The organism is Dactylosporangium sp. NPDC049525, from assembly GCF_040676755.1.
GTDB lineage: Bacteria > Actinomycetota > Actinomycetes > Mycobacteriales > Micromonosporaceae > Dactylosporangium.
In genome coordinates, this window is sequence record NZ_JBFAPO010000016.1 from 156,026 (window position 1) to 182,225 (window position 26,200).

Sequence of the window (26,200 nt, forward strand, 5' to 3'; positions counted from 1 at the left end):
AGGTTCAGCCGGCGCCGAAGCAGACGAACGGGGTCGCCTCTGGCAGGTCGGCCAGGGCGCGGGCGGGGGAGACGCCGGCCGCGACGGCGTGGTGGTAGTGCGCCATGACCTTGGGGCCGAGCTCGTCGGGGATCCGGGCGACGCTGGCCACGACGTTGGCGGTGCCGGCGTGCAGCAGGGCGGCGGTGAAGCCGACGAGTTCGTCGCCGGCCCGCACGACGGCGCGGCCGACGTCGCAGGCGGAGAGCACGACCTGGCTGGGGGCGGTGCCGAGGCGTTGCAGCTCGTACGCCAGGAGCGGGCCGTCGCCGAGCTCGAGCCGGGAGAACAGGACGTTCTGCGTGTCGTGGTAGCCGTGCGCGGCGACGTGGACGACCGGCGCCGCGTCCATGCCGGCCAGGACGCTGGTCGCGGTGGCGGCGGCGCCTCGCAGGACCCGGCCCTGCGGGTAGAGCGCGGCGATCGCGGCGATCTCTGCGTCGGCGTGCACGAGGTCGGGACCGGCGACGAGCAGCGGCGCGCCTGTCGCTCCGGCGTTGTCCACGGTACGGGCAGCGAGCCACACCGAAGCCGACGGCGCCACCGCCACGGGGCGTCTGCGCAGGCTGGGCAGGAGACCCCAGGGCAGGACGGCGAGCTGTCTGGTTGGCACGAGCACCACGTCGTGGGAGCCGAGCGCTGCGCGTACCGGAGCGATCAACGCCTGGTCGAGGGTGGCGGCCTGCCGGTCGGCGCTGGCCCGCACCACCGCCGCGAGTTTCGCCGGCAGGCGCCGGTCGGCGGCGGTGTCGAGGTCGCTGAGCAGGCGCCGGACCGACTCGGCGACGGGGGCGTAGGCGCCGAGCTCGACGGACGTGATCGTCCCGCCGGCGAGGACGAGGGCGTGCAGCCGGTCGCGGCGCACGAGGTAGCTGACCATGCACTGGCCGGCGCCGGCGAGCTCGGCCAGGACCGCGGCGTCGGTGGCGGCGCCGTGCCGCTCCTCGGTGTCGCCCGCCCACCAGCCCTGCCGGCGGATGCGCTGCTCGAGCTCGGCGCAGCGGGTTCGCAGCAGCGGCTCGGGGCGGCCGTCGAGCTCGGCGAGGCGGACCGCGCGGCGCAGCTGGCGCAGCTCCGCGAGGGCCTCCGCCGCCTGCGGGTCCTGCGGCGGCAGCACCGAGCGGATCCGGAACGACTGGGCGCGCGAGCGTTCCGACCAGTTGAAGACGAGGTTCGGCGGGCCGAGGGACCAGGAGATGTCCAGCCCGTACGTGCCGAGGTCCGCGCCGAGCGCGGCGACGCTGCTCTGCAGCTCCAGGCTGCCGAACCGGCGCCGGTGCTCCTGCAGCGTGGCGAGGCCCTTGCGCAGCTCGTCGAGGGCGGCGGGGGCGCGGCCGTCGGCGCGGTGCAGTTCGGCGCGGGTGAGGCGGCGCAGGAGGTGCGTGTCGAGGGGGACGTCGGCCGGCAGGGTCCGCCGCGCCGCGACGCGTTGCTCGACGGTGGGGATGTCGCCGGCGGCGACCCGGGCCCGCAGGGCGAGCAGTTCGGCGCTGCCGGCGTCGTGGCGCAGGCCGAGTTCCCGCAGCGTCGCCGCGAGCCGGGTGGCCCGCCTGGCGACGGCGAGCAGCTTGCGCCGCGCCGCCCTGGCCGCGGCTCTGACCTCGGCAGCCGCAGCGGCTTCGGCGGCGGCCATTGTGGCTTCGGCTTCGGCCGGCAGACCGGACGCCCCGTTTGACGACGACTCAGACGACGTCCGGGAGGGTGCCTCGGACGACGCCCCCGCAGCCGCCGACGCGGCAGGCACGGCAGCCGCAGAGGGGACCAGCGATGGCGTGGTGGCGGGCCGTGCGGTGGCGGGCGGCGGCGGTGCGGCTGCGGGTGGCGGCAGTGGCAGCTGGGTTCTGGCGGCGGCGGCCAAATCGACGCGGACCTGCAGTGAGGCTGCCAACGCGGCCCAGGCGCGGTTGCGGCGCCGGGTGAAGCGGGCCCTGGCGCGGGCGCTCCACACCGCCGCCGCGGCCAGGTCGCCGCTGCCCAGGGCGGCCTGGGCGCGGGCGAGTTCGGCCTCGCCGAGGTCCTGGCTGAGGCGGTGGCGTTTGAGCAGCTCGATGGCCTGGTCGAGCTCCTCGGCGGCGGCGGTGTCCAGGCCGGCGCCGAGGAGGGCGCGGCCCCGGTCGAGCATGGAGATGGCGAGGAAGCCGTCGGCGCCCAGCCGGCGCAGCGAGTCGGCGGCCGTGTCGAACGTCTGCAGCGCCGCGGGCACGTCGCCGCCGGCGAGGTCGCAGTAGCCGAGGTTGTGTTCGACCTTGGCGGCGAGCAGGTCCAGGCCGTGGGCGCCGGCGAGGTCGCGGCAGAGGAGCAGGTCGGCGCGGGCGAGGCGGACCCGGCCGGCGGTGAGGTGCACGACGCCGCGGTTGAGCAGGGTGCGGGCGAGGACGGCGGGCTCGCCGTGCTCCTGCAGGACGGGGACGGCGGCGTCGAGCAGCTTCAGCGCGGCGTCGATCTCGCCGACGCGGAGCAGGAGCAGGCCGCGCTGCTGCAGGACGGTGCCGACGTCGGTGAGGTCGGCGAAGGACTCGGCCCGGTCGAGCAGCTCCAGGCCCAGGTCGGTGCGGCCCTGCTCGGCCTCGGCGTGGGCGAGGGTCAGCAGGAGCCGCGCGGCGAGGGCGGGCGTCGACGGCTCGTCGCCCGGCCAGCCGAGGAGCCGGAGCGCCTCCGTGGCGCGTCTCGCGGCGGTTGCGGGCTGCCCGGCGGCGCCGGCCCGCACCGCGGAGCGGTGCAGCCGCACCGCCCGGGCCACCACCCTGGGGTCGGGAACGGCGTCGGGCATGCCTGTAGCCCGCGCGGGTCCGCGCGGGTCGACCGGGCTGGGCGGTTCCTCGGCTACACCACGAACGATGGCGTCACCACCGTCCGGCCGCCATCGGCTTCTTGGTCGGTCGGGTGTACCCGGATCTGCACCTCGCCCCGGGTCACGCGCTGCGCGGCGAAGCGGCCGCCCTCGTCGGTGTCCATCGTCTGCGGGCCGTCCACGGTGCGCAGCTCGATGCGGCAGGGTGACGGCGGGGCGAGCCAGCCGTCGAGGCGGACGGTGCCGCCCGCGGCGGCGGTCCACTCGACCATGATCGTCAGGCTGGCGGACTCGAACGTGGCGCGGGTCGTCTCCTCGTCGCCGCGGACCCCCGCCAGCACGCCGGCGGGGGGTTGCGGGACGAGACGGCAGACCTCGATGTCGAAGCCGGTGACGCTGAGGGAGAAGAGCAGGTCAGCGGGGACAGGGTCGACCAGGCCGGCGATGCGGCGCAGGTCGGCGAGGAGCGCGTCGTCGTCCATCGGGCCCTACCCCGGGAACCCGTCGAGTGCCCGGAGCGCCCGTTGCACGGTGGACTTCGCGTCGAGCTGCTCGAGGCGAAGCTGCGGGTCCTCGGCCGCGTTCGCGAGCAGCAGCGCGGCGACCTCGGCGGCGCCGAGCCCGGCGGCGAACGAGCTGCCGCTCCACGAGGCGAACCCGCGGGTGTAGTCGTCGGCGTCGAGGGTCTCGCGGCGCGTGGGCCGGCCGCCGGCGTTGCCGGCCGGGGTCGCGAAGGCGGCGCCCCGGCTGCCCTGGATCTTCGGGTACGTGCTGACCAGCGCCGACCCCGGTGCCCAGTAGCGGACCCACGGGCCGTCGTTGCTGAACATGGCCTTGGCGTCGTTGGGCTGGAACGCGCCGACGCTCATCACCGGCAGCTCCGCGTCGCTGGGCAGGGCCGCGGGGTAGAACTCGCGGGAGGTGGCGTGGTTGCCGGCGGCGGCGACCACGACGACCCCCGCGGCGAGCAGCCGGTCCACGTGTTCCTGCAGGCGGATGGTGTACGTGGTGTCGGCCGCGTTCTCCACGTAGTAGCCGAGGGAGAGGCACACGACGTCGACCATCGCGCCGCCGGTGCCGGCCTGGGCGGCTTCGACCTGGTCGGCGAGCCGGTCGAGGGCGATGAGCAGGTCGCTTTCGTAGACGACGCCGTCGCTGTGCATGACCCGGATCTGCAGGACGGTCGCGTCGGGGGCGACCTGCCGCACGAGGCCGCCGATGAACGTGCCGTGGCCGGTGTGGCTGCCGAGCTCGCCGGCGACGGAGCCGGTGCTGATCTGCCGCTCCCACGCGTCGCGGAGCCGCTGCAGCCGGTGACCGTCGGCGATGAGCTGGTCCTGCGCGGCGAGGATCGTGGCCTGCAGCTCGGCGTCGACGGCGGTGAACCCGTCCGCGGGCAGCGCCGAGCCGGCCGGTGCGGGGACGTCGAGCCACTCGTGCGGGGCGATGCCGGTGTCGAGGATCGCGACGACGGGACGCCGGTCGCCGAGCTCGTCGATGGTGCGCCGGCGGGGCGGCTGGAGGACCAGGTCGACCGGCTGGCGGCCGGCGCCGCCGGCGAAGCGCCAGGCGCTGCCCTCGGTCATCGGGGACCCCTCCGTCATGGGGGAGCCCTCGGTCATCGGCGAGCCCTCCGTCATGGGGGACCCCTCCGTCATCGGAGAGCCCTCCGTCATGGGAGAGCCTTCGGTCATGGGCGAGCCCTCGGTCATCGGCGAGCCCTCGGTCATCGGTACCCCTCCGATGGAGGCACCGAAGAGCAGGTGGTCGAGGGACAGGTGGGCGCCGTGGCCGCTGGCCCGCAGCGCCTTCAGCGCGGCCCACGCGTCGATGGCCTCGGGGTCGGCGCCGTGCGCCGCGACGAGCTGCACGGCCCGCACCCGCCGCCGGACGGCCCGCTCCCTGACCGGCCCGTCCGGGCCGCCGTGGTCGGCGGTGAGGCGCATGCCGGTCGCGGCGAGCGTCCGGTTGCAGTGTTCGAGGGCATCGGGTTGCTCCGCCGGCTCGGTCGACAGGAGCACACCGGCGCGATACACGGTCGGCGCGGACGCGCCGTCGCCCGGCTGCAGGATGCGGGCGCCGTGGCGGCGCAGCACCGCTGCCGAGGGCAGCCAGGGCGTCGACGGCGGCGAACCGCTGTCGTCGCCGAGATCGGGCAGCGCGTCCCCCGTCATCCGTCGGCAGCGTAACTGCATGTGGCTCTCCATCCCCGCGGGGCGCCGCCCGACTGATGACAGCGCCGTCTCACTTGACTAGAGAGCGCCCGGACGGCCCCTGATACAAGAATTTCAGAACGCGCTGATCACGCCGCCGTCGACGGGCACGGCGACGCCGGTCAGGTAGCTCGCCGCCGGCGACAGCAGGAACGCGGCGACCCGCCCGAACTCGGCGGGGTCGCCGAGCCGGCGCAGGGGGATCACCGCCGCGGCCTCCGCCTGCGCGGCCGGGCTGCCCAGCAGCTCCAGGTTACGGTCGGTGAGCAGCCGGCCGGGCAGCAGCGACACGACCCGGATGCCGCGGGGGCCGAGCTCCGTGGCGAGGTCCTTGGCGAACCCGGCGAGGCCGGGCCGCAGCCCGTTGGAGATCGCGAGGCCGCCGAGCGGGACACGGACCGACGTCGACAGCACGACGCCGATCGCGGCGTCCCCGCCCGCCGGGACGCTGCCGATGGTCTCGGCGACGAGCCGGGCGAGCCGGACGGTGCCGAGGAAGATCGTGTGGAACGCGGCGACCCAGGCGTCCTCGCCGGTGCCGGTCGCGGTGCCGCGGGGTGGCCCGCCGACGGAGATGAGCGCGCCGTCGAGCCGGCCGAACCGTTCCTGGGCGGCCGCCACGAGCCGCGGGCCGGTGCCGGGGTCGCCGAGGTCGCCGGTGATTCCCGCGGCGTGGTCCTCGCCGAGCGCGGCGACGGCGGCGTCGACCGTGTCCGCGGTGCGGCCGGAGACGACGACCCTGGCGCCGTCGCGGACGAGGGCCTCGGCGGTGGCGAACCCGAGGCCCCGGGAGGCGCCGGTCAGGACGTAGACGCGGTCACGCAGGCCGAGATCCATGCCGCGATAGTAGAAGCCGGACCCTCGCCGCCAGCCGGTTGCGGGGGACCGGGGCGCAGGTGCCGTCGTAGCTGAAGGCGGCCTCGCGGCCGGCGAGCTCGTCGCGGGCGAGGGGTGACAGGGTGTCCTGGACGGTGCGGGCGAAGTCCCAGCCGTCGCGCAGCGAACCCTGCGGCGGGCGGCCGGCGGCCCAGGCGCCGAACGCCGCGTACCACTGCTCGCCGAAGGACGCGGCGAGGAACGGCCATGCCCGGGCCACCTCGCCGGCCCGTTTGCGGCGGAGGGCGGCGCGCGTTGCCAGTACACCTGCCGCGGCGAAACCCGCAGGGACGTCACCGCCGGCGACGAGCGCGTCGACCAATGCCCGCTGCTGCTCGGCCAAGGTCACGGCGTGATCCGGGGCAGGCCGGCCGCGGCGCTGAGGGCGTCGAGCTCGCGGGTCAGGTCGGCAGCGGGCGGGTAGTGGCCGTCGCGTTCGAGCATCAGGGCCGGTGGGGTGGTTCGCGCGCACAGCTCCTTGACCAGGTCGAGGACCTCCGGCGGGGTCGGGTCGGTGTGGGTGTCGTGGTAGAAGCCGTCGTGTTCGGCGCCGCCGGCGACGTGCACGTAGGCGATCCGTTCGAGGGGCAGTCCGTCGAGCAGGTCGCTGGCAACGGAGCCGCGGTTGCGGGCGTTGGCGTGCACGTTGGCGACGTCGAGCAGCAGCGCGCAGCCGGTCCGGTCGAGGATCTCGGTGAGGAACTGCGCCTCGGTCAGCTCCGGGTCGGGCCAGTCGAACAGCGCGGCGATCGGCTCCAGGGCGAGGGTGACGCCGCCGAGCGCCGCCTGGGTGCGCCGGACGTTGGCGACGACCGCGTCGACCGCCGCCCGGGTGCGGGGCACCGGCAGCAGGTGCCCCGCTTCGACGCCGCCCGCCCGCACGAACGCGATGTGCTCGCTGACCAACGGCGAGCGCAGCAGCTCCGCGCACTGGGACAGGTGCCTGGCGCGGGCGTCGTCGATCGGCTCGGCCCCGCCGAGGGACAGCTTCACGCCGTGCGGCACGACCCGCACGCCGCGCTCGACGAGCTGCATGAGCAGTGGCGGCGGGTGTTCGAGGTGTACGGACTCCGCGACGACCTCGGTGAACCGCAGCCCAGGCAGGGCTGCGACGTATCCGGCGATCTCCGGCCGCCAGCCGATGCCGACCGTGGACGTGCCGGCGGGCGGGCCGGCGGTGCCCGGGCCGGCCGCGGGGGTGGTCATCCCCCGCACCCTCCGCCGCCGCCACCGCAGCTCGAGCCGCCGCCGCACGAGCTGGAGCTGGACGAGCAGCTGCTGGACGAGCTCGAGTCGGAGCCGGAGCTCCAGCCGCTGTAGTCGCTGCCGCCACCACTGGAGGCGACGTGCCGCTGCAGCTCGGCCGCCTCGGCGAACTCGGGGTCGGCGAAGAAGAACGCGCCGGCGCCGAAGAGCCCGATGCTGAGCGCGGCCGCCTCCGGGCCGTAGGTCGACCAGGACGGCGACTGCCGCGGCGCCAGGTGCAGCGCCTGCATCCGCATCCGGCTCAGCAGCCGCTTGGCGTTGGTGGTGATCCGGGGGACCCGCAGGAACAGGAACGCGATGAAGACGACCGGGATGACCAGCAGCATCAGGAAGGCGGTCGGGCGGTCGTTGAGGATGCCGGCGACGATGCGGGCGACCCCGATCGCGACGACGGCGAAGACGATGAGCGCGGCCATCCGCACGGCGCGGCGGCGGTCCTCGTCGAGCAGCCAGCCCGCCAGGGTCAGCTGCTCCTCGGTGCGCTTGAGCACGTGGACGACGGCGGTGTCGGTCTGCACGGTGCGGGCGGTGAGGCCGCGGCCGGCGGCGGCGTGGACGGTCCGGTCGAGCTCGCTGGCGCCGGCCGGGGGGTGGTCGAGCTGCCGGAGCGTGCCCCGGCTGTCGGTGTCGATGGCGCCCGCGGCGCGCAGGGCGGCGAGGGAGCTGTAGACGGCCAGCCGGCGGTCGCCGTTGAGCAGCGCGGCCTGGGTCGCGGTCAGGTCCCGGGCCCGGCGCAGTGAGGGGCCGCGCAGGTAACCGCGGCGCCAGATGAACGCGGTGATGATCGCGAGTGCGGCGAGCCCGGCGTACAGCCAAAGGAAGTCCGGGCCCGCGATGCCCCAGGTGTCCCCGGGTCCCGCCACGGTCGATGTCCTCATGGGGCTCAGTGTGGGTCCGGATGTCGAGGAACGCTTGTCACCGGAAAGACACTTGAGGAAACCTTGTGACCGATGTCATCACGACCTTCGGACCGCGGCCTCGACCAGGTTGAGGACGGCCTCGAGGTCCTGGACCGGCCGGCCGGTCGCGAGGTGCAGCACGAGCCCGTCGTAGGCGAGCTCGAGGAACTGCGCGAGGATCCCGATCGGTACGTCGGCGCGCAGCACGCCCGCCTCCAGCTGGCGGTGGAGCCGCTCGCGGGTCGCCTCAGCGACCGCCTCGGAGCGGGCCGCCCACCGTTTCGCGAACTCGGGGTCGGTGCGCAGCCGCCGGGACACCTCCAGCTGGCTGCCGAGCCACCCGGCGACGTCGGTCTCGTGCTCGGCGCCGCCGCTGCCGTTCGCCGCGGCGCGGTCCAGCAGGTCCCGCATGACCTGCACCAGGCCGTGCTGGGCCACGGTGGCTACCATGGTCGCGGCGTCGTCCTCGGCCACGGCGAGGAAGAGCGAGTCCTTGTCCCGGAAGTGGTGGAAGATCGCACCGCGGGACAGGCCGATCTCCTCTTCGAGCCGGCGGACGGTGGCGCCCTCGTAGCCGTGACGGGCGAAACAGGTCCGCGCGCCGGTGAGAATCTCCTTCCGGCGCGCGTCGAGCTGATCCTGACTCACCCTGGGCACGCACTGATTATGCAAGCCGTACATACGGTTTGGCACCTTGCTCCGCCCGTTGCCGACGGCCCACGGAGCAGATCCGGTGAAAACAGCATCTGTTAGATGTCATTCCGGTCACGTAACCTGCCCGCGTGCCCCTGTTGTTGCTCTCCCTGGACGACACCCTGCTGGACAGGGCCGGGGCGTTCCGCGCATGGGCCAGTGACTTCCTGGGCAGGGTGGACGCGCCCGAGTACGACCTTGACTGGCTGCTGTCCGTGGACGCCGACGGAATGGGGTCCACGTGGGACGTCGCGGAGGCCGTCAAGGAGCGCTACGGGCTGCGTGAGGCCGCGATCGACCTGGTCGAGGAGATCCGTGGCGAGCTGATGAGCCGGGTGCGGCTCGACCCGCTCACGGCGTGCGCGCTGGCGATCGCCGAGGACGCCGGCTGGGTGCCGGTCGTCGTCACCAACGGCGAGACCCGCCAGCAGGAGGAGAAGCTGCGCAAGACCGGGCTGGACCGGTACCTCGCGGACTGGGTCATCTCCGAGGACGTCGGCGTGCGCAAGCCCAATCCGCGAATCTTCGCAATCGCGGCAGAACGGGCGCGGATGCGGCTCGGGGGTGCGTGGCTCATCGGCGACAGCCCCGAGGCCGACATAGGGGGTGCGGCGGGTGTCGGGCTGCGCAGCGTCTGGCTGCACCGCGGGCGCCGGTGGGCGGAGCCCCGCTACGCGCCGACCCGCACCGCCGACGGGGTGATCGCCGCGATCGCCGAGGTCATGGCCGCGCGGTAAATGGGTTGCGCGGCCCGCGCAGGTGCGGGAGAGTGCTCGGGAACTTCGGATTGAGAGGGGGTTGGTAAGTATGGCTGCCGTCACGGCGCGATTCCGCATGCCGACTTCCGCCTTCATCTCAATCCTGGAGACCTCGCGTTGCGTGACAACGACTCTTTTGGCACGTCCACTCGCCGCCGCCGCAAGTTCGACGACGACGACCCGACTTTCGTAAAGCGCTCCTCACCGTCCACCGACGCCACCTGGGACGTCGTGGAGGAGGAGACCGGCTGGTCCTCGTGGAGCGCGCCCGGCGTGCAGCACGGACCCGCCCCGATCCCCGACTGGGTGATCACCGAACACGCCGCCAAGGACACCGACCGGGGCGTGCTCAAGACCGGTAAGGAAGCCGACGTCCACCTGGTGGAGCGCGGGATTCCGGACACCGACCGGCGGGTGCTGCTCGCCGCGAAGCGGTACCGGTCCTCCGAGCACCGCCTCTTCCACCGCGACTCCGGCTACCTCGAGGGCCGCCGGGTCCGCGAGTCCCGGGTCACCCGCGCGATGGCCGGGCGCACCGCGTTCGGGCGGGAGGCGATCGCGGGACAGTGGGCGCAGGCCGAGTTCGCCGCGCTCGCGCAGCTGTGGGAGCTGGGCGTCGCCGTCCCGTACCCGGTGCAGCTGCTCGGCACGGAGCTCATGCTGGAGTTCATCGGCGACGCCGACGGCACGGCCGCGCCCCGGCTCGCCCAGACCCGGCCCGACCAGGACATGCTCACCGACCTGTGGTGGCAGCTGGTCGACGGGTTGCGGGTCCTCGCCCGCGCGGGCGTGGCGCACGGGGACCTGTCGCCCTACAACACCCTCGTCCACGAGGGGCGGCTGGTCATCATCGACCTGCCGCAGATCGTCGACGTGGTGATCAACCCGAAGGGGCCGGAGTTCCTGGCCCGCGACGTCGCCAACATGGCGAAGTGGTTCACCGGCAAGGGCTTCGACGTCGACCCGGAGCCGCTGATCGTGGAGCTGCTGCACGACGCGGGAATGCGCGTGTGAGAAAACGCGTGGCCCGCCCGGTTCGTGACCGGGCGGGCCGCGGTTGAAAGCGGCGGGGAGGGTCGTTCCGCCGCTTCCGTCTGTGCAGGGTTTCTACCTTGCTCAGCCCATGTGGACGGCGCCCTCGGCAGGGACGTCGTCCTTGCCCGCCTTGATGAAGACGATGACGATCACGGCGGCGACGACCAGCAGGGCCGAGCCCCACCAGAACGCCGTCACGTAGCCGTGCACCATCGACTCCAGCTGCGTGGCCTGCGCCTTGTCGGGGGCCGTCGGCGGGTGGTCGGTGAAGTAGGACGTGGCGGCGGTGATCGCCACCGTGTTCAGCAGCGCCGTGCCGAGCGACCCGCCGACCTGCTGGCTGGCGTTGACCACGGCGCTCGCCGCGCCCGCGTCGTGCTCGTCGACGCCGACCAGCGCGATGTTGCCCAGCGGCACGAACGTGCAGCCCAGGCCGAAGCCCAGGATCAGCATCGAGGGCAGGACGTGGGTGGCGTAGGAGGTGTCCACGCCGATGCGGGTCAGCAGGATCATGCCGACCGCCGCGACGACCCCGCCCGTGGCCATGATCGGCTTCGGGCCGATCTTCGGCAGCAGCCCGCTGGACAGGCCGGCGGCGATCAGGACGCCGACGCTGATCGGCAGCGTCCGCAGACCGGACTGCAGCGGCGTGTAGTGCAGCACGATCTGGAAGTACAGGCTGACGAAGAACACCGCGCCGATGAACCCGGCACCGATGAGCGTGGACGCCAGATACGCGCCGCCGCGGGTGCGCTGCAGCACGATCCGCATCGGCAGCAGCGGGTTCTTGATCCGCGTCTCGACGACCACGAACAGCGCCAGCAACAGCAGCGCCACGCCGATCAGGCCGAGGGTGACGGGGGAGGTCCAGCCGTACTTCAGCTGCTGCTGCGCGTCGGTCTCGCCGGCCTTGGTGAAGCCGTACACCAGCAGGCCCAGGCCCAGGGTCGCGAGCACCGCGCCCGGGATGTCGTATTTCGTGTTGCCGTGCGCCTTGCTCTCCGGGACGATCCGCACCGCCAGGGCGATCGCGATCAGCGCCACCGGGATGTTGACGAGCAGGCACCAGCGCCAGTTCGCGTACTCGGTGAGGATCCCGCCGAGGACCAGGCCGAGCGCGGCACCACCGCCGGCGATCGCGCCGTACACGCCGAACGCCTTCGCCCGCTCCTTCGCGTCGACGAACAGCACGCTGAGCAGGGCGAGGGACGCCGGGGCGAGCAGCGCGCCGAAGACGCCCTGCAGGGCGCGGGCCAGGAACAGCGACGTCTCGTCCCACGCGCCGCCGCCGAGCGCGGAGGCGATCGCGAAGCCGAGGATGCCGACCACGAACGTCCGCTTGCGGCCCCAGTAGTCCGCGATCCGGCCGCCGAGCAGCAGCAGGCCGCCGAACGTCAGCGTGTACGCGGTCACCACCCACTGCTGGTTGGCGTCGCTGATGCCCAGGTCGGTCTTGGCGTGCGGGAGCGCGACGTTGACCACGGTGGCGTCCAGCACGACCATCAGCTGCGCCACCGCGATGATCACCAGCGCGAGCCAGCGGCGGGGGTAGGCGTGCAGCGGTGTCGTCTCCGCGGCCTCGTGGCGTGCGGGTGGTGCCGGCTGCTCGTGCCTGCCGTGCGGCTCCGCCGAAACATGGCTCATTGCGTGCTCCCCTCCTCTGACCATTCAAAGGTCTAGTCGGGGAACTTTTCCCGGGTTCACGCAGGCCCGCCGCTTGAGATCACGATCACGGAATAATGAGCACCTTCCCGGTGGTCCTGCGGCCTTCGAGGGCGGCATAGGCGTCCCGGACGTCGTCGAGCGGGTACCGCCCGGTGACGGCGACCTCCACGACCCCGTCGGCGATCCAGTCGAACAGCGTCCCGGCGCGCTCCAGCAGCTCGTGCCGAGCCGCGATGAAATGTCCGAGCGTGGGGCGGGTGAGCGAATATGAGCCCTTCATCAGCCGCAGCGGGTCGAACGGCGGCACCTTGCCGCTGGCCGCGCCGAACAGCACCAGCGTGCCCCGCGGCCGCAGGGCTTCCAGGCTGGTGTCGAACGTGTCCTTGCCCACGCCGTCGTACACCGCTGCGGCGCCGTCGCTGACCTCCTTGACGGCGGCGAGGGCGTCGGCGTACGCCACGGCCCGCACGGCGCCGTCGGCCCTGGCGATGTGCCGCTTCTCGTCGGTGCCCGCGGTCGCCACGACCCGGCCGCCGAGGTGCGTCACGATCCTGGTCAGCAGCCGGCCCACCCCACCGGCGGCGGCGTGCACCAGGACGGTGTCACCGCCGCGCACCGCGTAGGAGTCGTGCGTCAGGTAGTGCGCGGTGAGCCCCTGCAGGATCGCCGCGGCCGCCTGTTCGGTGCTGATCCCGTCCGGTACGGGCACCAGCCGGTCCGCCGGGACGACCGCCTGCTGGGCGTGGCTGCCGGGCACGCCCGTCCACGCGACCCGGTCGCCGGGGGAGAGCCCCTCGACCCCGTCGCCGAGGTGCAGCACCGTGCCGGCGCCCTCGCTGCCGAGCGTGAACGGCAGCGCGACCTGATAGGTGCCGGTGCGCTGATAGACGTCCATGAAGTTGACCCCGCTGGCCTCAACCAGCACCAGCACCTCACCAGGCCCAGGAGTCGGCTCGGGGATCTCCTTGACCTTCAGCACCGACTGGTCGCCGTGCTCCTCAAACACCACCGCGCGCATTGACCCTCCCGTTTCTGTGTCGGCTTCCTGTCTACCCCAAACCGCCGATCGGAAATGTCGTACCGCTGCCGTACGATCCCGGGGTCTTTGGAGGTGAGCACGTGGGGCCGACCCATCGTCTCGCGATCGATCTGGGCACATGTCACACCGTCGCGGTCGTCCGCCGCGGCGACGAGGCACCCCGCGCGCTGCTGTTCGACGGCTCACCGGTGATGGCGTCCGGCATCTATGCCGACGAGACCGGCCGGCTCTCCGTCGGGCGGGACGCGGAGCGGCTGTCGCAGCTCGCCCCGTCACGCTTCGAGCCGTATCCGAAGCGCAGCGTCGACGCGGGCGCGGTCCTGCTCGGCGACTCCGAGGTCACCGTCGTGGAGATGCTCGCCGCCCTGCTCAAGCGGGTCGCCGACGAGTCGCTGCAGGCGGGCGTCAACCCGGTCGGCTCCACCGTGCTCACCTGCCCCGCCGACTGGGGCGGCCAGCGCCGCGGCGTCCTGCTCGAGGCGGCCCGCGCCGCCAACCTCGGCCCCGTCGTCCTCGTCGACGAGCCCATCGCCGCCGCCACCTACTGCCTGCGCGTCCTCGGCCAGCAGGTCGCGCCGCTGCAGTCCCTGGCCGTGTTCGACTTCGGCGGCGGCACCCTCGACGTGTCCGTGGTCCGCCGCGAGGCGCCCGGCGCGGGCAACGCCGGTGGCCTGCGCGTGCTCGGCGTCGGCGGCCTCGACGACCTCGGCGGCGTCGACATCGACGCGGCCCTCGTCGGCCACCTCGGCCAGCTGATCAACCTGCGCAACCCGGAGATCTGGCAGCGCCTCGCCAACCCCGACAGCACCGCCGCCCACCGTGACCGCCGCGCCCTGTGGAATGAGGTCCGCGCCGCCAAGGAGATGCTGTCGCGCGCGTCCTCCGCCCCGATCCATGTGCCGGGCACCGAAGAGGCGCTGCACATCACCCGCGAGGAGCTCGAGCGCGTCGCGGGCCCGCTCATCGACCGTGCCGTCGACGAGACCCGCCGCGTCCTGGAGCGCGCCGGCGTCGACGTCCGCCAGCTCGCGGGCATCTTCCTCGTCGGTGGCTCGTCCCGCATCCCGCTCGTCGCGAGCCGGCTGCACGCCCGCTTCGGCGTCGCGCCGGTCGTCCCGGAGCAGCCCGAGCTGCCGGTCGCCTATGGCGGCATGCTCGCCATCGCCACCCCGCCGCAGCAGCTCTTCGAGGGCGCCCAGGTCCCGCCGCCCCGGCCGGTGTCCGGCACGCCCGTCTCACCCGGCGGCGGCTCCACCTCGTTCCCCGTCTCGGTGCCGTTCCAGCCCTCCAGCGTGCCGACGTCCCCGGGTGCCTATGGCTCGCCGGCGGGCCTGTCACAGACCTTCGCCACCCAGTCCCCGACGGCGCCCGCCTCGCCGCCCGGCACCTTCGGCCCCGGTCAGGGTGGAGCCCCTGGCGGTCCGTCAGGTCCGGCCGGCCCGGCGGCGTTCGGTGCCGCCGCGCCGCCCGGGGTCAGGCCGGGATCCCAGCCGTCCGCGTTCGGCGCCCCGGGCTCCGGCACGCCCGGCGGCCCGCCCCCCGGACTCGCGCGCCCTGGCGTCCCGGCCGGCATCGGCGGGCAGGCGTTCGGCGCCGGCGGGTTCAGCGGCACGACGTTTCCGCCCGGCGGGCAGCCCGCGTTCACCCCGCCCCCGCCGGTCCGTCCGCGCCGGCGCACCGGTCCGTGGATCGCGCTCGTCATCGTGCTGTCCCTGATCGGCGGCTGCCTGTGGGGCGGCACCAAGATCTTCAGCTGGATCGGCGGCCAGTTCGAGGCCGCGAAGGACAACTTCCCGGACGTCACGACCACCGGCGCGGACGGCAAGCCGAAGAACGCGAAGATCGACGGGCTCACGCCGGGCGAGCCACTGAAGATCGGCGGCGACGGCAAGTTCACCGCCCTCGCCGGCAACGGCGTCGTGTTCACCGCCGTGGGCAACGCGGGCAAGGTCGACGTCGAGGCGTTCGAGCCGGCCGGGAAGACCCGCTGGATCGTCAACGTGGCGATGGACCCGACGGAGATCGCCCTGCGCCAGGTCGGCAACCTGCTGATCGTCGACGGGGAGAGCGACACCCAGCGCGACGACGACGACTCCAGGGCCGTGATTGACCTCGGCGACCACTCGGTCAAGTGGATCGACAAGTGGGACCAGAAGATCGACCTGTTCTACATCGGCACCGACGCGATCACCGAGATCCGCGACGGCAACACCGCCGTGCAGCGCACCGACCTGCTCACCGGCAAGGCGCGGTGGACGCACCCGGGCAAGGGCGGCTTCATCACCACCGGTGACCGCCTGGTGAAGCCGGTGCTGACCTGGCCCGGCGCGAAGCCCAGCGGCGCGGTCGTGCCGAGTTACGGGCTGACGTTCCAGGATCCGATCCCCTTCCAGGAGTCGATCGACACCGACCCGGGGGTGATCGTGCAGATGCAGACCGAGGGCAAGGCGGCCACGATCGACACCGCCAGCGGCGCGGTCAAGGCCAGCGGCACCATCGCCTCCGACGGCGACCTGCCCTGGCTGGTCTACGGCGGGGTGGCGATGTTCAAGAAGAAGGACTCCGATACCTCGATCGTCGCCTACCGGCTGGACAACTTCGCCCAGGCATGGGAGTTCAAGACCTCCACCGGCACCAAGATCGAGGACTTCCGCCCGTGCGGCGAGAAGCTGGTCTGCGTCAAGACCGACAAGGACGCGGTGGTCGCGGTCGGCACCGACGACGGCAAGACGCGCTGGACGAAGCCGATGAAGAACGAGCCCAACTGGTATGTCCTGGACGGCAAGCTCGTCATGGGCTCCGGCGCCTTCACCGGCATGCAGGAGCCGGTGATCCTCGACCCGGCCAACGGCAACGACAAGACGAAGCTCGGCGGCGAGCTGCTCAACCAGTCGTCGGACGCCGGCGCCGGCGGGCGGATCGTGATGCAGACGATCCGAAACTCCGGCACCACGTCGATCCAGGTCGTCGCGCTGGTCAACCTCAGCGACGGGAAGGTCGCCGCCGCGGCCGACTACGCCACCGACGCCAGCGCATACGACTCCTCGTTCAGCGGCGACACCATCGTGCTGATCGACCAGGAGAACCGGACCGTGTACCGCTTCGGGGTCCCCGCCAAGTAGGTCCCTGCCAAGTAGGCGAGGGCCGGCCATCCGCGGAGGATGACCGGCCCGTCAGCCGGAGCAACGAAACCCGCTACGCCTCGATCATCTTGCGCAGGACGTACTGCAGGATGCCGCCGTGGCGGTAGTAGTCCGCCTCGCCGGGGGTGTCGATGCGCACGACGGCGTCGAAGTCGACGCCCGTGTCGGTGGTGACCTTGACGGTGCGGGGGGTGTCGCCGTCGTTGAGCTGCTCGACGCCGGTGACCGTGAAGGTCTCGGTGCCGGTGAGGCCCAGCGACTCGGCGTTCTGACCCTGCGGGTACTGCAGCGGCAGCACGCCCATCCCGATGAGGTTCGAGCGGTGGATGCGCTCGTAGCTCTCCGCGATCACGGTGCGGACACCGAGCAGTGCGGTGCCCTTCGCGGCCCAGTCGCGGGAGGAGCCGGAGCCGTACTCCTTGCCGGCGAGGATCACCAGCGGCGTGCCGGTCTCCGCGTACGCGACGGAGGCGTCGTAGATGGTGGTCTGCTCACCGGTGAGGTGGTTGACGGTGACGCCGCCCTCGGTGCCGGGGGCGAGCTGGTTGCGCAGCCGGATGTTCGCGAACGTGCCGCGGATCATCACCTCGTGGTTGCCGCGGCGCGAGCCGTAGGAGTTGAAGTCCTTCCGGTCCACGCCATGCTCCGCGAGGTACTTCCCGGCGGGGGAGTCGGCCTTGATCGAGCCGGCCGGGGAGATGTGGTCGGTGGTGACCGAGTCGCCGAGCTTCGCCAGGACCCGGGCGCCGCTGATGTCGGTGACCGGGGACGGCGAGGTGGCCATGCCCTCGAAGTACGGGGGCTTGCGCACGTAGGTCGACTGGGTGTCCCACTCGAACGTGCTGCCGGTCGGGGTCGGCAGCGACTGCCACGCCTCGTCACCGGCGAACACGTCGGCGTAGCGCGACTTGTACAGGTCGCTGCCGATCGCCGCGGCGATGGTGTCCTCGATCTCCTTCGGCGACGGCCAGATGTCGCGCAGGTAGACCGGCTCGCCGTCGGCGCCGGTGCCGAGCGGCTCGCTGGTGAGGTCCAGGTCCATCGTGCCGGCGAGGGCGTAGGCGACCACCAGCGGCGGCGACGCGAGGTAGTTCATCTTCACGTCGGGGTTGATGCGGCCCTCGAAGTTGCGGTTGCCGGACAGCACCGACACGACGCTCAGGTCGTGCTCGTTGACGGCGGCGCTGACCGCCTCCGGCAGCGGGCCGGAGTTGCCGATGCACGTGGTGCAGCCGTAGCCGACGAGGTTGAAGCCGAGCTTGTTCAGATATGCGGTGAGGCCCGCCCGGTCGTAGTAGTCGGTGACGACCTTCGAGCCGGGTGCCAGGGTCGTCTTCACCCACGGCTTGGTGGTGAGGCCCCGCTCGACGGCGTTGCGGGCGAGCAGGCCCGCGCCGATCATGACCTGCGGGTTGGAGGTGTTCGTGCACGAGGTGATCGCGGCGATGACGACGGCGCCGTGGTCGAGCTCGAAGTCGCCGACCTGCACCGGCTTCGACTGCCGGCCGTTCGCGCCCCGCGCGGCGGACACGCGGTCGTGCGGCTTGTCGCCGTTGGACTGCACGTGGTTGGCGGGCGGGTCGCTGGCCGGGAAGGACTCCGCGCTCGCCTCGTCGGCGGGACCCTCGATGCCGCCGTCAGCCACGTAGTCACCCAGTACACCCCGGAAGAGCGACTTGGCAGTCTTCAGGGGCACTCGGTCCTGCGGGCGCTTCGGGCCCGCGAGGGACGGCTCGATCGTCGACAGGTCCAGCTCGAGACGCTCCGAGTAGTCCGGCTCGGCGGCCGGGTCGTGCCAGAGGCCCTGCTCCTTCGCGTACGTCTCGACCAGGGCGACCTGCGCCTCGTCGCGGCCGGTCAGGCGAAGGTACTTGATCGTCTCGTCGTCGACCGGGAAGATCGCGACCGTCGAGCCGTACTCGGGGCTCATGTTGCCGATCGTGGCGCGGTTCGCGAGGGGTACCGCGCTGACGCCGGGGCCGTAGAACTCGACGAACTTGCCGACGACGCCGTGCTTGCGCAGCTTCTCCGTGATGACGAGGACCAGGTCGGTGGCGGTGCAGCCCTCCGGCAGCTCGCCGCTGAGCTTGAACCCGACGACCCGCGGGATCAGCATCGACACGGGCTGGCCGAGCATCGCGGCCTCGGCCTCGATGCCGCCGACGCCCCAGCCGACGACGCCCAGGCCGTTGACCATCGTGGTGTGCGAGTCGGTGCCGACGACCGTGTCCGGGTAGGCCTGGCCCTTGCGGGGCATGACCACCGGGGCGAGGTATTCGATGTTGACCTGGTGCACGATGCCGGTGCCCGGCGGCACGACCTTGAACTCGTTGAACGCGGTCTGACCCCAGCGCAGGAACTGGTAGCGCTCCTTGTTGCGGCCGTATTCCAGCTCGACGTTGCGCTCGAAGGCGTCCGGCCGGCCGAACAGGTCGGCGATGACCGAGTGGTCGATGACCAGCTCGGCGGGGGCCAGGGGGTTGACCCGGGTCGGGTCGCCGCCGAGCTCCACCACGGCCTCGCGCATGGTGGCCAGGTCGACCACGCACGGCACGCCGGTGAAGTCCTGCATCAGCACCCGGGCGGGGGTGAACTGGATCTCCACGCTGGGCTCCGCGGTGGCGTCCCACGCGCCGAGCGCACGGATGTGCTCGGCGGTGATGTTGGCGCCGTCCTCGGTGCGCAGCAGGTTCTCGAGGAGGATCTTCAGGCTGTAGGGCAGGCGCTCGGCGCCTTCGACCTTGTCGACCTTGAAGATCTCGTAGCTGGCGTCACCGACGCTCAGCTGGCTCTTGGCTCCGAACGTGTCGAGGCTCGCCACGGCGTTGCTCCCTAAAGTCAATCAGGCGGGTGTCAGGGCAAGTCTTCCGCAACCGGGCAGCCCGGTCGTCATCAACCAAGAAAACCGTACGTCCGTCTTGTTAAACCCGCAAGCGTGTACCAAGCTGTGAAACATGATTCACCCACGCCGAAATCGCCCGGCGGGCAGCCCCTAGGGCCGCAGCGTGGAGTTCGGATCGCTTGCAGTTACCGCTTGCAGTTGCCGCTTGCATTGGCGCTTGCATTGGCGCTTGCATTGGCGCTTGCAGTGCCGCTTGCAGCTCGCTGTGGAGAAGCGGACAGTCGGGCCGGTCTCAGAGATCCACGGCCCACGAGACGTCGGTGAGGCCGGGCTGGAAGCCCGCCTGGCGCAGCACCTCGTGACCGTGCGGCGGGAGCGCCGCCGCGAGCCGCAGCGCAGACCCGGCCCGCAGCGCGTCGACGAGCCCCTGCAGGACCTGTACGGCGAGGTCGTGGCGGCCGGGTGGGGCGGCCACACCGACGAGCGTGACCGTGGTCCCGTCGGGTCGTACGGCGGCGAGAGCGGCCGCGGGGTGTTCGTCGTCGCAGGCAGGGTCGACCAGCTCCCACCACTGCACCTCGGACGTGGCCGGCGCGTCCTCGGTCGTAGCCGGCGTGCCCTCGGACGTGGCCGGCGCGCCCTCGGACGTGGCCGGCGTGCCCCAGCGGGCGGTGATGCGCCGGGTCGCGGCGAGGCGATGCGCCGGCACGCGCCGGACGAGGAGTAGGGGATCCACTCCACCACTGTGCGCGACCGGCCTTGCAGGACCCTTGCCGCCGATTTGCCACCTGGCCGTGTTCGGCGCCGTTCGTACGGCCGGGTTCCGACCCCGGCCGTACGAACAGGGGGTCAGAACCCGAACGAGGAGATCAGCACCGCGCGGGCGATCGTGTGCGCGACCACGTTGAAGCCCACGACGTTCGCGGAGGCGTCGGCGCCGATGTCGAGGGCGTCGACGTCCAGGGCGTGCACCGCGAAGAAGTACCGGTGCGGGTCGTCCTTCGGCGGCGGCGCCGCGCCGCCGAAGTCGCGGGTGCCGTAGTCGTTGCGGGCGTGGATCGCCTCGTCGGGCAGGCCGTCCTTGTCGCCGGTGCCGGCGCCCGTCGGCAGTTCGGTGACATCCGCCGGCAGGTTGTAGACGATCCAGTGCCAGAACCCGCCGCCCGTCGGGGCGTCCGGGTCGTAGCAGGTCAGGGCGAAACTCTTGGTCCCGGCCGGGAAGCCCGACCAGCTCAGGTGTGGTGAGGTGTTGCCGCGCTCGTAGACCTGCGCGTCGGGCAGCGTGCCGCCGTCGGTGAGGTCCTCGCTGGTCAACGCGAACGCCGGCACCGCTGGCAGTGAGTCATAGGGCGACGGCGGGCGGGGTCGGTCGGTCATGCGCACGCTCCTAGTGCTGGGCTTTGCTCCTAACCAGATCCTCTTACCCAACGACCAGAGCGCTCAAGTGACGCAGTTCAAGAGCCTGCTTCGGATGCGGGTGAGGTACCGGTGAGCCTTGCGTATTCCGCCTCGGTGCCGATCGCGGCGCGCCGGTCGGGATGCTCCACATAGTGTTCGACCACCGAGCCGAGGAAGACCGGCTCGACGGCGAGCATCTCCAGGGGGACCAGCAACCAGCCGGGCTCCACCCGGCCCGGCCGGCGGATGCTCAGCGCCAGCTTCGGACTGCGCACGGTCAGCGGCAGCGGCTGCTGCGGCACCTTGACCAGGTCGTCCCACCGCACCCGGCGGTTACCGCCGGCACGGATCGTGAGGCCGTCGGGGCTCACGATGATCCGCGGCCCGCGCAGCAGCGGCACGGCGGCGAGGGCGATGAGCAGGACGGCGAGCGCGTTCAACGTCACCCGCAGGCCGAGCGGCGCGGTCGGGTCGCTCTCCAGGAACAGGGTGCCGAGCAGCGCCCACGCCATCGTCGCCCGGCCGAGCCAGATCGGGGAACCGGGCACCACGAACGCGTCGCCGCGGACCCGCAGCGCCGACGGCGGCGGCTGCATGACCGGCCGCAGCGCGATCCCGAACCCGATGAACGCCCCGCTGAGCAGCACAACCGGCGCCAACAGCAGCGTGATCGCCAGCCACACCGGCGTGTGCGCCTCGGTCACCCCGAACTCGTAGCCGACCCGCAGCCCGACGAGCACCACGGCAATGGCGGCGGCCGCGATCCGGCTGCCACGCACATACCGACCGAGCTGCTCCGGCGTCACACCAGCAAGTGTACGAACCACACATCCATCCACCGACATGAGTTACGATGCAATTACTGGATGACCCGCCGATTTGGATGGCCGGTGTACGGTTTGGTGAAGCAGAACGCCGCCACCGGAGCCCGGCCGACGGACGCGATCGACGGCAATGCCCGGGTCACTGGGCCAGCGGGGTGAAAGCAGCGCCGCCCGGGTCACGCGCGACGTAGCCCAGGTCACGCGTCCAGCGAGGCAGAGAGGGCGCTGCCGGGCGGGGTCGCAGGACCAGTCGAGCGAAGGCAGCGCTACTCAGCGTCCGAAGGCAGCGCTACGTCGCAAGGGCGGCGAGGGAAGCGCAGAGGTCGCAGGACCAGCGAGAGGTAAGTGGCAGGACCAGCGAGGGTTGGCAGACGCTGCCCCGGGTCACAGCGCGGCGAGGGCACGCAGCGGTCGCACGGGCCGGCGAGGAGAGCAGGACGCTGCGCCTTCGGACGCTGGGTAGCGCTGCCTTCGCTCGGCGGGTCGCAGATCCACCGCCGCCTCGGGTCGCGGGTCCAGCGAGGGGGTTCCGGGGTCGCCGGGTCAGCGAGGGCGCTCGCCCCGGTCACAGACCTGGCCTCGGCCACAGACCCAGCGACCGGTCACCAAACCCAGCGACCAGCGACCGGTCACAGGTCCAGCGAAGGGAAGCGCTCCCGCAAGGCTTCGAGCGTCGGCATCGACACGGCGCCGCCGCGGGACTCGCAGACCAGCCCCGCGACGTGCACCGCGACCCGGGTCAGCCGCTCCCAGCCCGCCAGATCGCTCGGCAGGCCGTGCTCGAGAATCCCCCACGACAAGCCGGCCATGGTCGCGTCGCCCGCGCCCGTGGCGTCGATCGCGGCGACATTCGGAGCGGCCACCCGCGCCGTGGCGGCGCCGTGCGCGACCAGGGCGCCCTCCGCGCCGATAGTCACCACGACCGCGCCGGCGCCGAGCGTGAGCAGGCGCGCCGCGGCCCGCTCCGGCGACTCGCCCCACAGCGCGGTCGCGTCGGCGGAGCTGAGTTTGACCAGGTCGGCGGTCGCGGCGAACTCGGCCACCACGGCCGGGTCGACGCCGACGACGGGTCGCACGTTCGGGTCGAAGACCCGCACCGGGCCCGGTGTCGACCACGCCTTGCGCGCCGCGGCCAGGACGGGCGGGCTGAGCAGGCACATCGAGCCGCAGTAGAGCAGCCCGGCCGCGGCCACCAGGTCGACGTCGACGTTGCTGGCGTCGAGCAGGCCGTAGGACGGCGGTTCGCCGTAGAAGCGGAACGTCGGCTCAATCCCGCGGAACGTGGTGACCGCGAGGGTGGTCGCGACTCCGGGCACGCTCACCACGCCGCTGGTGCCGACCCCGGACGCGGCCAGGAAGTCCAGGATCCGGCCCGCCCACGGATCGTCGCCCACGGACCCGGCAAAATCGACGATGCCGGGCGAGCCGAGGCGGGCGATGCCGACCGCCACGTTCAGCGGCGCCCCGCCGATGGCCGGGTGGTAGGCGATGGGGTCGCCGGACTCCAGCAGGTCGACCAGGGCCTCACCGATGACCACCGCGTGTCCCGTCATCCGGCCAGTACATCATTTCGGCTGACGCGCCAGCCACAGTTCGCGGGCGAGGTCGCCCGGGCCCAGATGGCTGGGGGACGGGTCGCGGCCGAGCGTGGTCGCGCCGTCGGGATCCTTCGCCGCATACCAGATCTGCTCCGGGTCGAGGACCGGCAGGCCGTCGCTGCCGGGGCCGAACGGGGCGCGGGCGGTGAACACCAGTTGCGCCCTGGCGGGGTTGAGGTCCCGGTCGCGCAGCAGCCGCAGCGCCTCCGCGGCCAGGTCGGGGTGCACGGCGCCGTCGAGGTCGTCGACGAGTAGTACCCCGCCGCGGTCCAGCATCGGCAGCAGCGCCGCGAGCAGGTCCAGCCAGGCGATGGTGCCGTCCGACTCGGCCCAGCCGCCGAGTGCCACGGGCCCGGACCGGCCGGCGTGCACCAGCCGCAGCAGGTCCCGGTCGACCCCGACGACGCCGAGGTCCGCGTGGCTGATGAGCAGCGTCAGTTGCTCGCTCCACCGGTCGGCGAGGTGCGCCAGGCCGCCGGCGAGCCGGGTGCCGGGTGACAGCCGCACCGTCCGGATGCCGTGCAGCCAGGCCGCGACCGGCGCCAGCCACGGGTGCTCGACGTCGGCGCCGACGGACAGCAGCGTCACGCCGGGCTCGCAGGCGGCTGCGAGGTGCTCCAGGCGGCTCTCCGGCAGGCAGCGGAATCCGGTGCGGTCCCGCTCGTACCAGACCCGCCGCCGGTCGCGGTCGGTGGCGTGCAGCCACTCCCCGGCGATCTCGTCGCGCTTGTAGGCGCAGCCGTAGACGTAGCGGACGCCGTCGACCAGGAACTCGACCTCGAACCGGGTCGGCAGCAGCCGCGCGGCCGGGTCGAGCTGGAACGGCTCGAAGCGTTGCGTGGCGTCGCGGACGTCACTGCCGGACACTGCGAGCGACCGCATCGTCGACATGGCGCGCAGGACGGTCGACTTGCCGGCGGCGGTCCCGCCGAAGACGCCGCACAGTGGCGACACCCGCAGGGTCCCGCCGTGGCCGAGGGGCACGCCGAAGCCGCCGTCGGGGCCGGAGAGCAGGGTCAGCTCCTGGATGTCACGGACCGAGCGGTGATTCTGGAGCCTGAACTTGAGCAGCATCGCCTGCCGACGCTAGGCGCCGGTCAGCCCCGCGACAGGCGAAGCCGTGGAGATCACCAGGGATCTAACCCCAGCCCCTCGGGGACCGTGTTGCGGTGCGACACCGCGTCGGGGATCACTGGTTTGAGCGTGCCGGTGACGAACACGGCGTGCCACATGCAGAAGACCAGCACCGTCCAGATCTTGCGGGAGTGGTCGGCCTCCTTCTTGCGGTGCGCCTTGAGCAGGCCCCGCACCACGTCGAGGTCGATCAGGTCCCCGGCGCCGGAGGAGTCGAGGACACCATATGCCCAGTCGTGCATCTCGGTGCGCAGCCACGGCCGGATCGGCACCGGGAAGCCGAGCTTCTTGCGGTTCACGATCGGCTCCGGGACGATCCCGGCGAGGGCGCGGCGCAGTGCGACCTTGGTTTCCTGGGAACGCGGCGGCACCTTCAGGTCGCTCGGCAGCGTCGAGGCCACCTCGAACACGGCCCGGTCCAGGAACGGGGTCCGCAGCTGCAGCCCGTGCGCCATCGTCATCCGGTCGGCCTGGACGAGGATGTCGCCGCGCAGCCACGTGTACAGGTCGATGTACTGCATCGTGGTGACGTCGTCGAGCGCGCTGGCCTCCTTGAAGACCGGGGCGGTGACGTCGGTGTGCCGGATGTCGGCCGCGTAGTGCCGCAGCAGCGCGGCCTTCTCCTCCTCGGTGAAGACCCGCGCGTTGCCGTAATACCGCTCCTCGATCGGAGTGGTGCCGCGCTCCAGGAAGCTTTTGCCCTTCACCCCTTGCGGGATGACCCGTGACACCGCCCGCAGCCCCCGCTGCATCGAGTCGGGCAGGTGGCTGACGCTCGACAGCGACAGCGGCTCGCGGTAGATCGGGTAGCCGCCGAACAGCTCGTCGGCGCCGTCGCCGCCGAGGACGACGGTCACGTCGCGGGCGGCCCGCTCGGCGAGCAGGAACAGCGGGACGAGCGCCGGGTCGGCGACGGGGTCGTCGAGGTGCCACACGATCCGCGGCAGCGCCCGCATCAGGTCCGCGGGGGTCACGATGGTCGCCGTGTTGGGCACGCCGAGGGTCCTGGCCGACTGCTCGGCGACCTCGATCTCGGAGAACTGCGCGAGGTCATAGCCCACGGTGTAGGTGCGGATGCCGGGCCTGACCTCGGCGGCGAGCGCCACGATCGCGGTCGAATCGATGCCGCTGGACAGGAACGCCCCGACCGGCACGTCGGCCTTCAGGTGCGTGTGGACGCTGTCGCGGAGCCCTTCGGTGATCCGCCGGACCAGGCCGTCCTCGTCGCCGGTCGGGGTGGGGCGCAGGTCCAGTTGGCTGTAGCGGCGGTTCGCCAGCGGGCCGCCCGGGGTGTACACGAACGACTCGCCCGCGCCCAGCCGCCGGATGTCGGGGTGCATGGTGCTCGGCTCGGGCACGTATTGCATCGTCAGGTAGTGCTGCAGGTTCGCCGGGTCGACCTCGCCGCGGCGGTCCTCGGCGACGAAAGGCAGCAGCGCCTTGCGTTCCGACGCGAGGTAGACGCCGTCGCCGGTGGTCAGCTGGTACAGCGGTTTGATCCCATACGGGTCGCGGGCACCGAACGCCCGGCGGGCCGAACTGTCCCAGATCACGAACGCGAACATGCCCCGCAGCCGGCTGACGGCGCTGGGGCCCCAGTGGTGATACGCGGCGAGGATGACCTCGGCCTCCGACTCGGTGGCGAAGTCGGCGCCCCGGTCCTCGACCAGCTCCGCGCGCAGCGCGTCGGCGTTGTAGACCGCGCCGTCGAACACGATGAGATAGCGCCCGCGGGTCACGCCCATCGACGGGAACGACACCGGCTGCCGCCCGCCGGTGAGGTCTTTCACAGCGAGCCGGTCGGCGCCGAACACGACGTCGTCGGTGACGACCACGTTGGCGTCGTCGGGCCCGCGGTGCCGCAGCAGCTCCAGCGCGTCGACGATCGCGTCCCGGTGCCCTGCCGCGCGCCCACGGGCGCTGACGAAGGTGAGTAGACCAGCCATCCGTCCTCCGCTCCGCTCGCGCTTCGCTTGCTGAGGCGCTT

The 26,200-nt window shown here is 72.6% G+C and carries 20 protein-coding genes; 3 read left to right on the forward strand and 17 right to left on the reverse strand.

Annotated elements, in window-relative coordinates:
• Positions 1–4 precede the first annotated feature (4 nt).
• The 8 genes from AB0K00_RS23835 to AB0K00_RS23870 all read right to left on the reverse strand — a co-directional run bounded on the left by AB0K00_RS23835 (position 5) and on the right by AB0K00_RS23870 (position 8,741).
• On the reverse strand, positions 5–2,809 hold the full coding sequence (locus AB0K00_RS23835) for a CHAT domain-containing protein (RefSeq protein ID WP_363523682.1): 2,805 nt from the start codon (positions 2,807–2,809) through the stop codon (positions 5–7).
• Between the two features lie 53 nt (positions 2,810–2,862).
• A complete protein-coding gene (locus tag AB0K00_RS23840; RefSeq protein ID WP_363523683.1) occupies positions 2,863–3,312 on the reverse strand; it encodes a hypothetical protein in 450 nt (149 codons plus the stop codon).
• 6 nt (positions 3,313–3,318) lie between these two features.
• Positions 3,319–5,004, reverse strand: a complete 1,686-nt coding sequence (locus AB0K00_RS23845) for a S8 family serine peptidase (RefSeq protein ID WP_363523684.1) — start codon at positions 5,002–5,004, stop codon at positions 3,319–3,321.
• Positions 5,005–5,118: 114 nt separating this feature from the next.
• Positions 5,119–5,880 (reverse strand): SDR family oxidoreductase, encoded by a 762-nt coding sequence (locus AB0K00_RS23850; RefSeq protein WP_363523685.1) that lies wholly within the window; start codon positions 5,878–5,880, stop codon positions 5,119–5,121.
• Entirely contained in the window at positions 5,861–6,268 is a 408-nt protein-coding gene (locus AB0K00_RS23855) for a hypothetical protein (protein ID WP_363523686.1), read from the reverse strand. The genes AB0K00_RS23850 and AB0K00_RS23855 overlap by 20 nt, the downstream gene beginning before the upstream one ends.
• Entirely contained in the window at positions 6,265–7,125 is an 861-nt protein-coding gene (locus AB0K00_RS23860; protein WP_363523687.1) for a DUF692 domain-containing protein, read from the reverse strand. The genes AB0K00_RS23855 and AB0K00_RS23860 overlap by 4 nt, the downstream gene beginning before the upstream one ends.
• Positions 7,122–8,063, reverse strand: coding sequence for a TIGR04222 domain-containing membrane protein (locus tag AB0K00_RS23865; RefSeq protein ID WP_363523688.1), 942 nt, complete (start codon positions 8,061–8,063; stop codon positions 7,122–7,124). Before AB0K00_RS23865 ends, AB0K00_RS23860 begins: the two co-directional genes overlap by 4 nt.
• A 78-nt stretch (positions 8,064–8,141) precedes the next feature.
• On the reverse strand, positions 8,142–8,741 hold the full coding sequence (locus AB0K00_RS23870; protein WP_363523689.1) for a helix-turn-helix domain-containing protein: 600 nt from the start codon (positions 8,739–8,741) through the stop codon (positions 8,142–8,144).
• A 125-nt stretch (positions 8,742–8,866) separates the two neighbouring features.
• On the opposite strand from AB0K00_RS23870, the gene AB0K00_RS23875 reads away from it, so the two are divergent.
• Positions 8,867–9,514 carry an HAD family hydrolase gene (locus tag AB0K00_RS23875; protein WP_363523690.1) on the forward strand — a complete coding sequence of 216 codons (648 nt, stop codon included), beginning with the start codon at positions 8,867–8,869 and terminating at the stop codon, positions 9,512–9,514.
• 138 nt (positions 9,515–9,652) lie between these two features.
• Entirely contained in the window at positions 9,653–10,549 is an 897-nt protein-coding gene (locus AB0K00_RS23880) for an RIO1 family regulatory kinase/ATPase (RefSeq protein WP_363523691.1), read from the forward strand.
• Between the two features lie 102 nt (positions 10,550–10,651).
• Here AB0K00_RS23880 and AB0K00_RS23885 read toward each other — a convergent pair whose 3' ends face one another.
• Both AB0K00_RS23885 and AB0K00_RS23890 read right to left on the reverse strand, forming a co-directional pair.
• Positions 10,652–12,214 carry an MFS transporter gene (locus tag AB0K00_RS23885; protein ID WP_363523692.1) on the reverse strand — a complete coding sequence of 521 codons (1,563 nt, stop codon included), beginning with the start codon at positions 12,212–12,214 and terminating at the stop codon, positions 10,652–10,654.
• An 85-nt stretch (positions 12,215–12,299) separates the two neighbouring features.
• Positions 12,300–13,253: a quinone oxidoreductase gene (locus AB0K00_RS23890; protein ID WP_363523693.1), complete on the reverse strand. Its 954-nt coding sequence runs from the start codon at positions 13,251–13,253 to the stop codon at positions 12,300–12,302.
• A gap of 101 nt (positions 13,254–13,354) precedes the next feature.
• Here AB0K00_RS23890 and AB0K00_RS23895 point away from each other — a divergent pair, with 101 nt between their 5' ends.
• Positions 13,355–16,396: an Hsp70 family protein gene (locus tag AB0K00_RS23895; RefSeq protein ID WP_363523694.1), complete on the forward strand. Its 3,042-nt coding sequence runs from the start codon at positions 13,355–13,357 to the stop codon at positions 16,394–16,396.
• Positions 16,397–16,469: 73 nt separating this feature from the next.
• On the opposite strand, the gene acnA is transcribed toward AB0K00_RS23895, so the two are convergent.
• The 7 genes from acnA to asnB form a co-directional block, all read right to left on the reverse strand.
• Positions 16,470–19,238, reverse strand: a complete 2,769-nt coding sequence (gene acnA / locus AB0K00_RS23900) for an aconitate hydratase AcnA (protein ID WP_363523695.1) — start codon at positions 19,236–19,238, stop codon at positions 16,470–16,472.
• A 313-nt stretch (positions 19,239–19,551) separates the two neighbouring features.
• Positions 19,552–19,995, reverse strand: coding sequence for a hypothetical protein (locus AB0K00_RS23905; protein ID WP_363523696.1), 444 nt, complete (start codon positions 19,993–19,995; stop codon positions 19,552–19,554).
• Between the two features lie 113 nt (positions 19,996–20,108).
• The gene (locus AB0K00_RS23910) at positions 20,109–20,636 is read right to left on the reverse strand and encodes a YbhB/YbcL family Raf kinase inhibitor-like protein (protein ID WP_363523697.1); all 528 of its coding nucleotides are present in this window, start codon (positions 20,634–20,636) and stop codon (positions 20,109–20,111) included.
• 77 nt (positions 20,637–20,713) lie between these two features.
• Complete coding sequence (locus AB0K00_RS23915; protein ID WP_363523698.1) at positions 20,714–21,463, reverse strand: hypothetical protein; 750 nt, start codon at positions 21,461–21,463, stop codon at positions 20,714–20,716.
• A 647-nt stretch (positions 21,464–22,110) separates the two neighbouring features.
• Entirely contained in the window at positions 22,111–23,034 is a 924-nt protein-coding gene (locus tag AB0K00_RS23920; RefSeq protein WP_363523699.1) for a PfkB family carbohydrate kinase, read from the reverse strand.
• 12 nt (positions 23,035–23,046) lie between these two features.
• On the reverse strand, positions 23,047–24,153 hold the full coding sequence (locus AB0K00_RS23925) for an ATP-binding protein (RefSeq protein ID WP_363523700.1): 1,107 nt from the start codon (positions 24,151–24,153) through the stop codon (positions 23,047–23,049).
• Between the two features lie 53 nt (positions 24,154–24,206).
• Complete coding sequence (asnB, locus tag AB0K00_RS23930; protein ID WP_363523701.1) at positions 24,207–26,159, reverse strand: asparagine synthase (glutamine-hydrolyzing); 1,953 nt, start codon at positions 26,157–26,159, stop codon at positions 24,207–24,209.
• Positions 26,160–26,200 lie beyond the last annotated feature (41 nt).

Bases quoted from the DNA above. Each gene is read 5' to 3' on its own strand.
- AB0K00_RS23835 (WP_363523682.1), bottom strand. From the start codon at position 2,809: ATGCCCGACGCCGTTCCCGACCCCAGGGTGGTGGCCCGGGCGGTGCGG.
- AB0K00_RS23840 (WP_363523683.1), bottom strand. From the start codon at position 3,312: ATGGACGACGACGCGCTCCTCGCCGACCTGCGCCGCATCGCCGGCCTG.
- AB0K00_RS23845 (WP_363523684.1), bottom strand. From the start codon at position 5,004: ATGACGGGGGACGCGCTGCCCGATCTCGGCGACGACAGCGGTTCGCCG.
- AB0K00_RS23850 (WP_363523685.1), bottom strand. From the start codon at position 5,880: ATGGATCTCGGCCTGCGTGACCGCGTCTACGTCCTGACCGGCGCCTCC.
- AB0K00_RS23860 (WP_363523687.1), bottom strand. From the start codon at position 7,125: ATGACCACCCCCGCGGCCGGCCCGGGCACCGCCGGCCCGCCCGCCGGC.
- AB0K00_RS23865 (WP_363523688.1), bottom strand. From the start codon at position 8,063: ATGAGGACATCGACCGTGGCGGGACCCGGGGACACCTGGGGCATCGCG.
- AB0K00_RS23885 (WP_363523692.1), bottom strand. From the start codon at position 12,214: ATGAGCCATGTTTCGGCGGAGCCGCACGGCAGGCACGAGCAGCCGGCA.
- AB0K00_RS23890 (WP_363523693.1), bottom strand. From the start codon at position 13,253: ATGCGCGCGGTGGTGTTTGAGGAGCACGGCGACCAGTCGGTGCTGAAG.
- AB0K00_RS23910 (WP_363523697.1), bottom strand. From the start codon at position 20,636: ATGACCGACCGACCCCGCCCGCCGTCGCCCTATGACTCACTGCCAGCG.
- AB0K00_RS23920 (WP_363523699.1), bottom strand. From the start codon at position 23,034: ATGACGGGACACGCGGTGGTCATCGGTGAGGCCCTGGTCGACCTGCTG.
- AB0K00_RS23925 (WP_363523700.1), bottom strand. From the start codon at position 24,153: ATGCTGCTCAAGTTCAGGCTCCAGAATCACCGCTCGGTCCGTGACATC.
- asnB (WP_363523701.1), bottom strand. From the start codon at position 26,159: ATGGCTGGTCTACTCACCTTCGTCAGCGCCCGTGGGCGCGCGGCAGGG.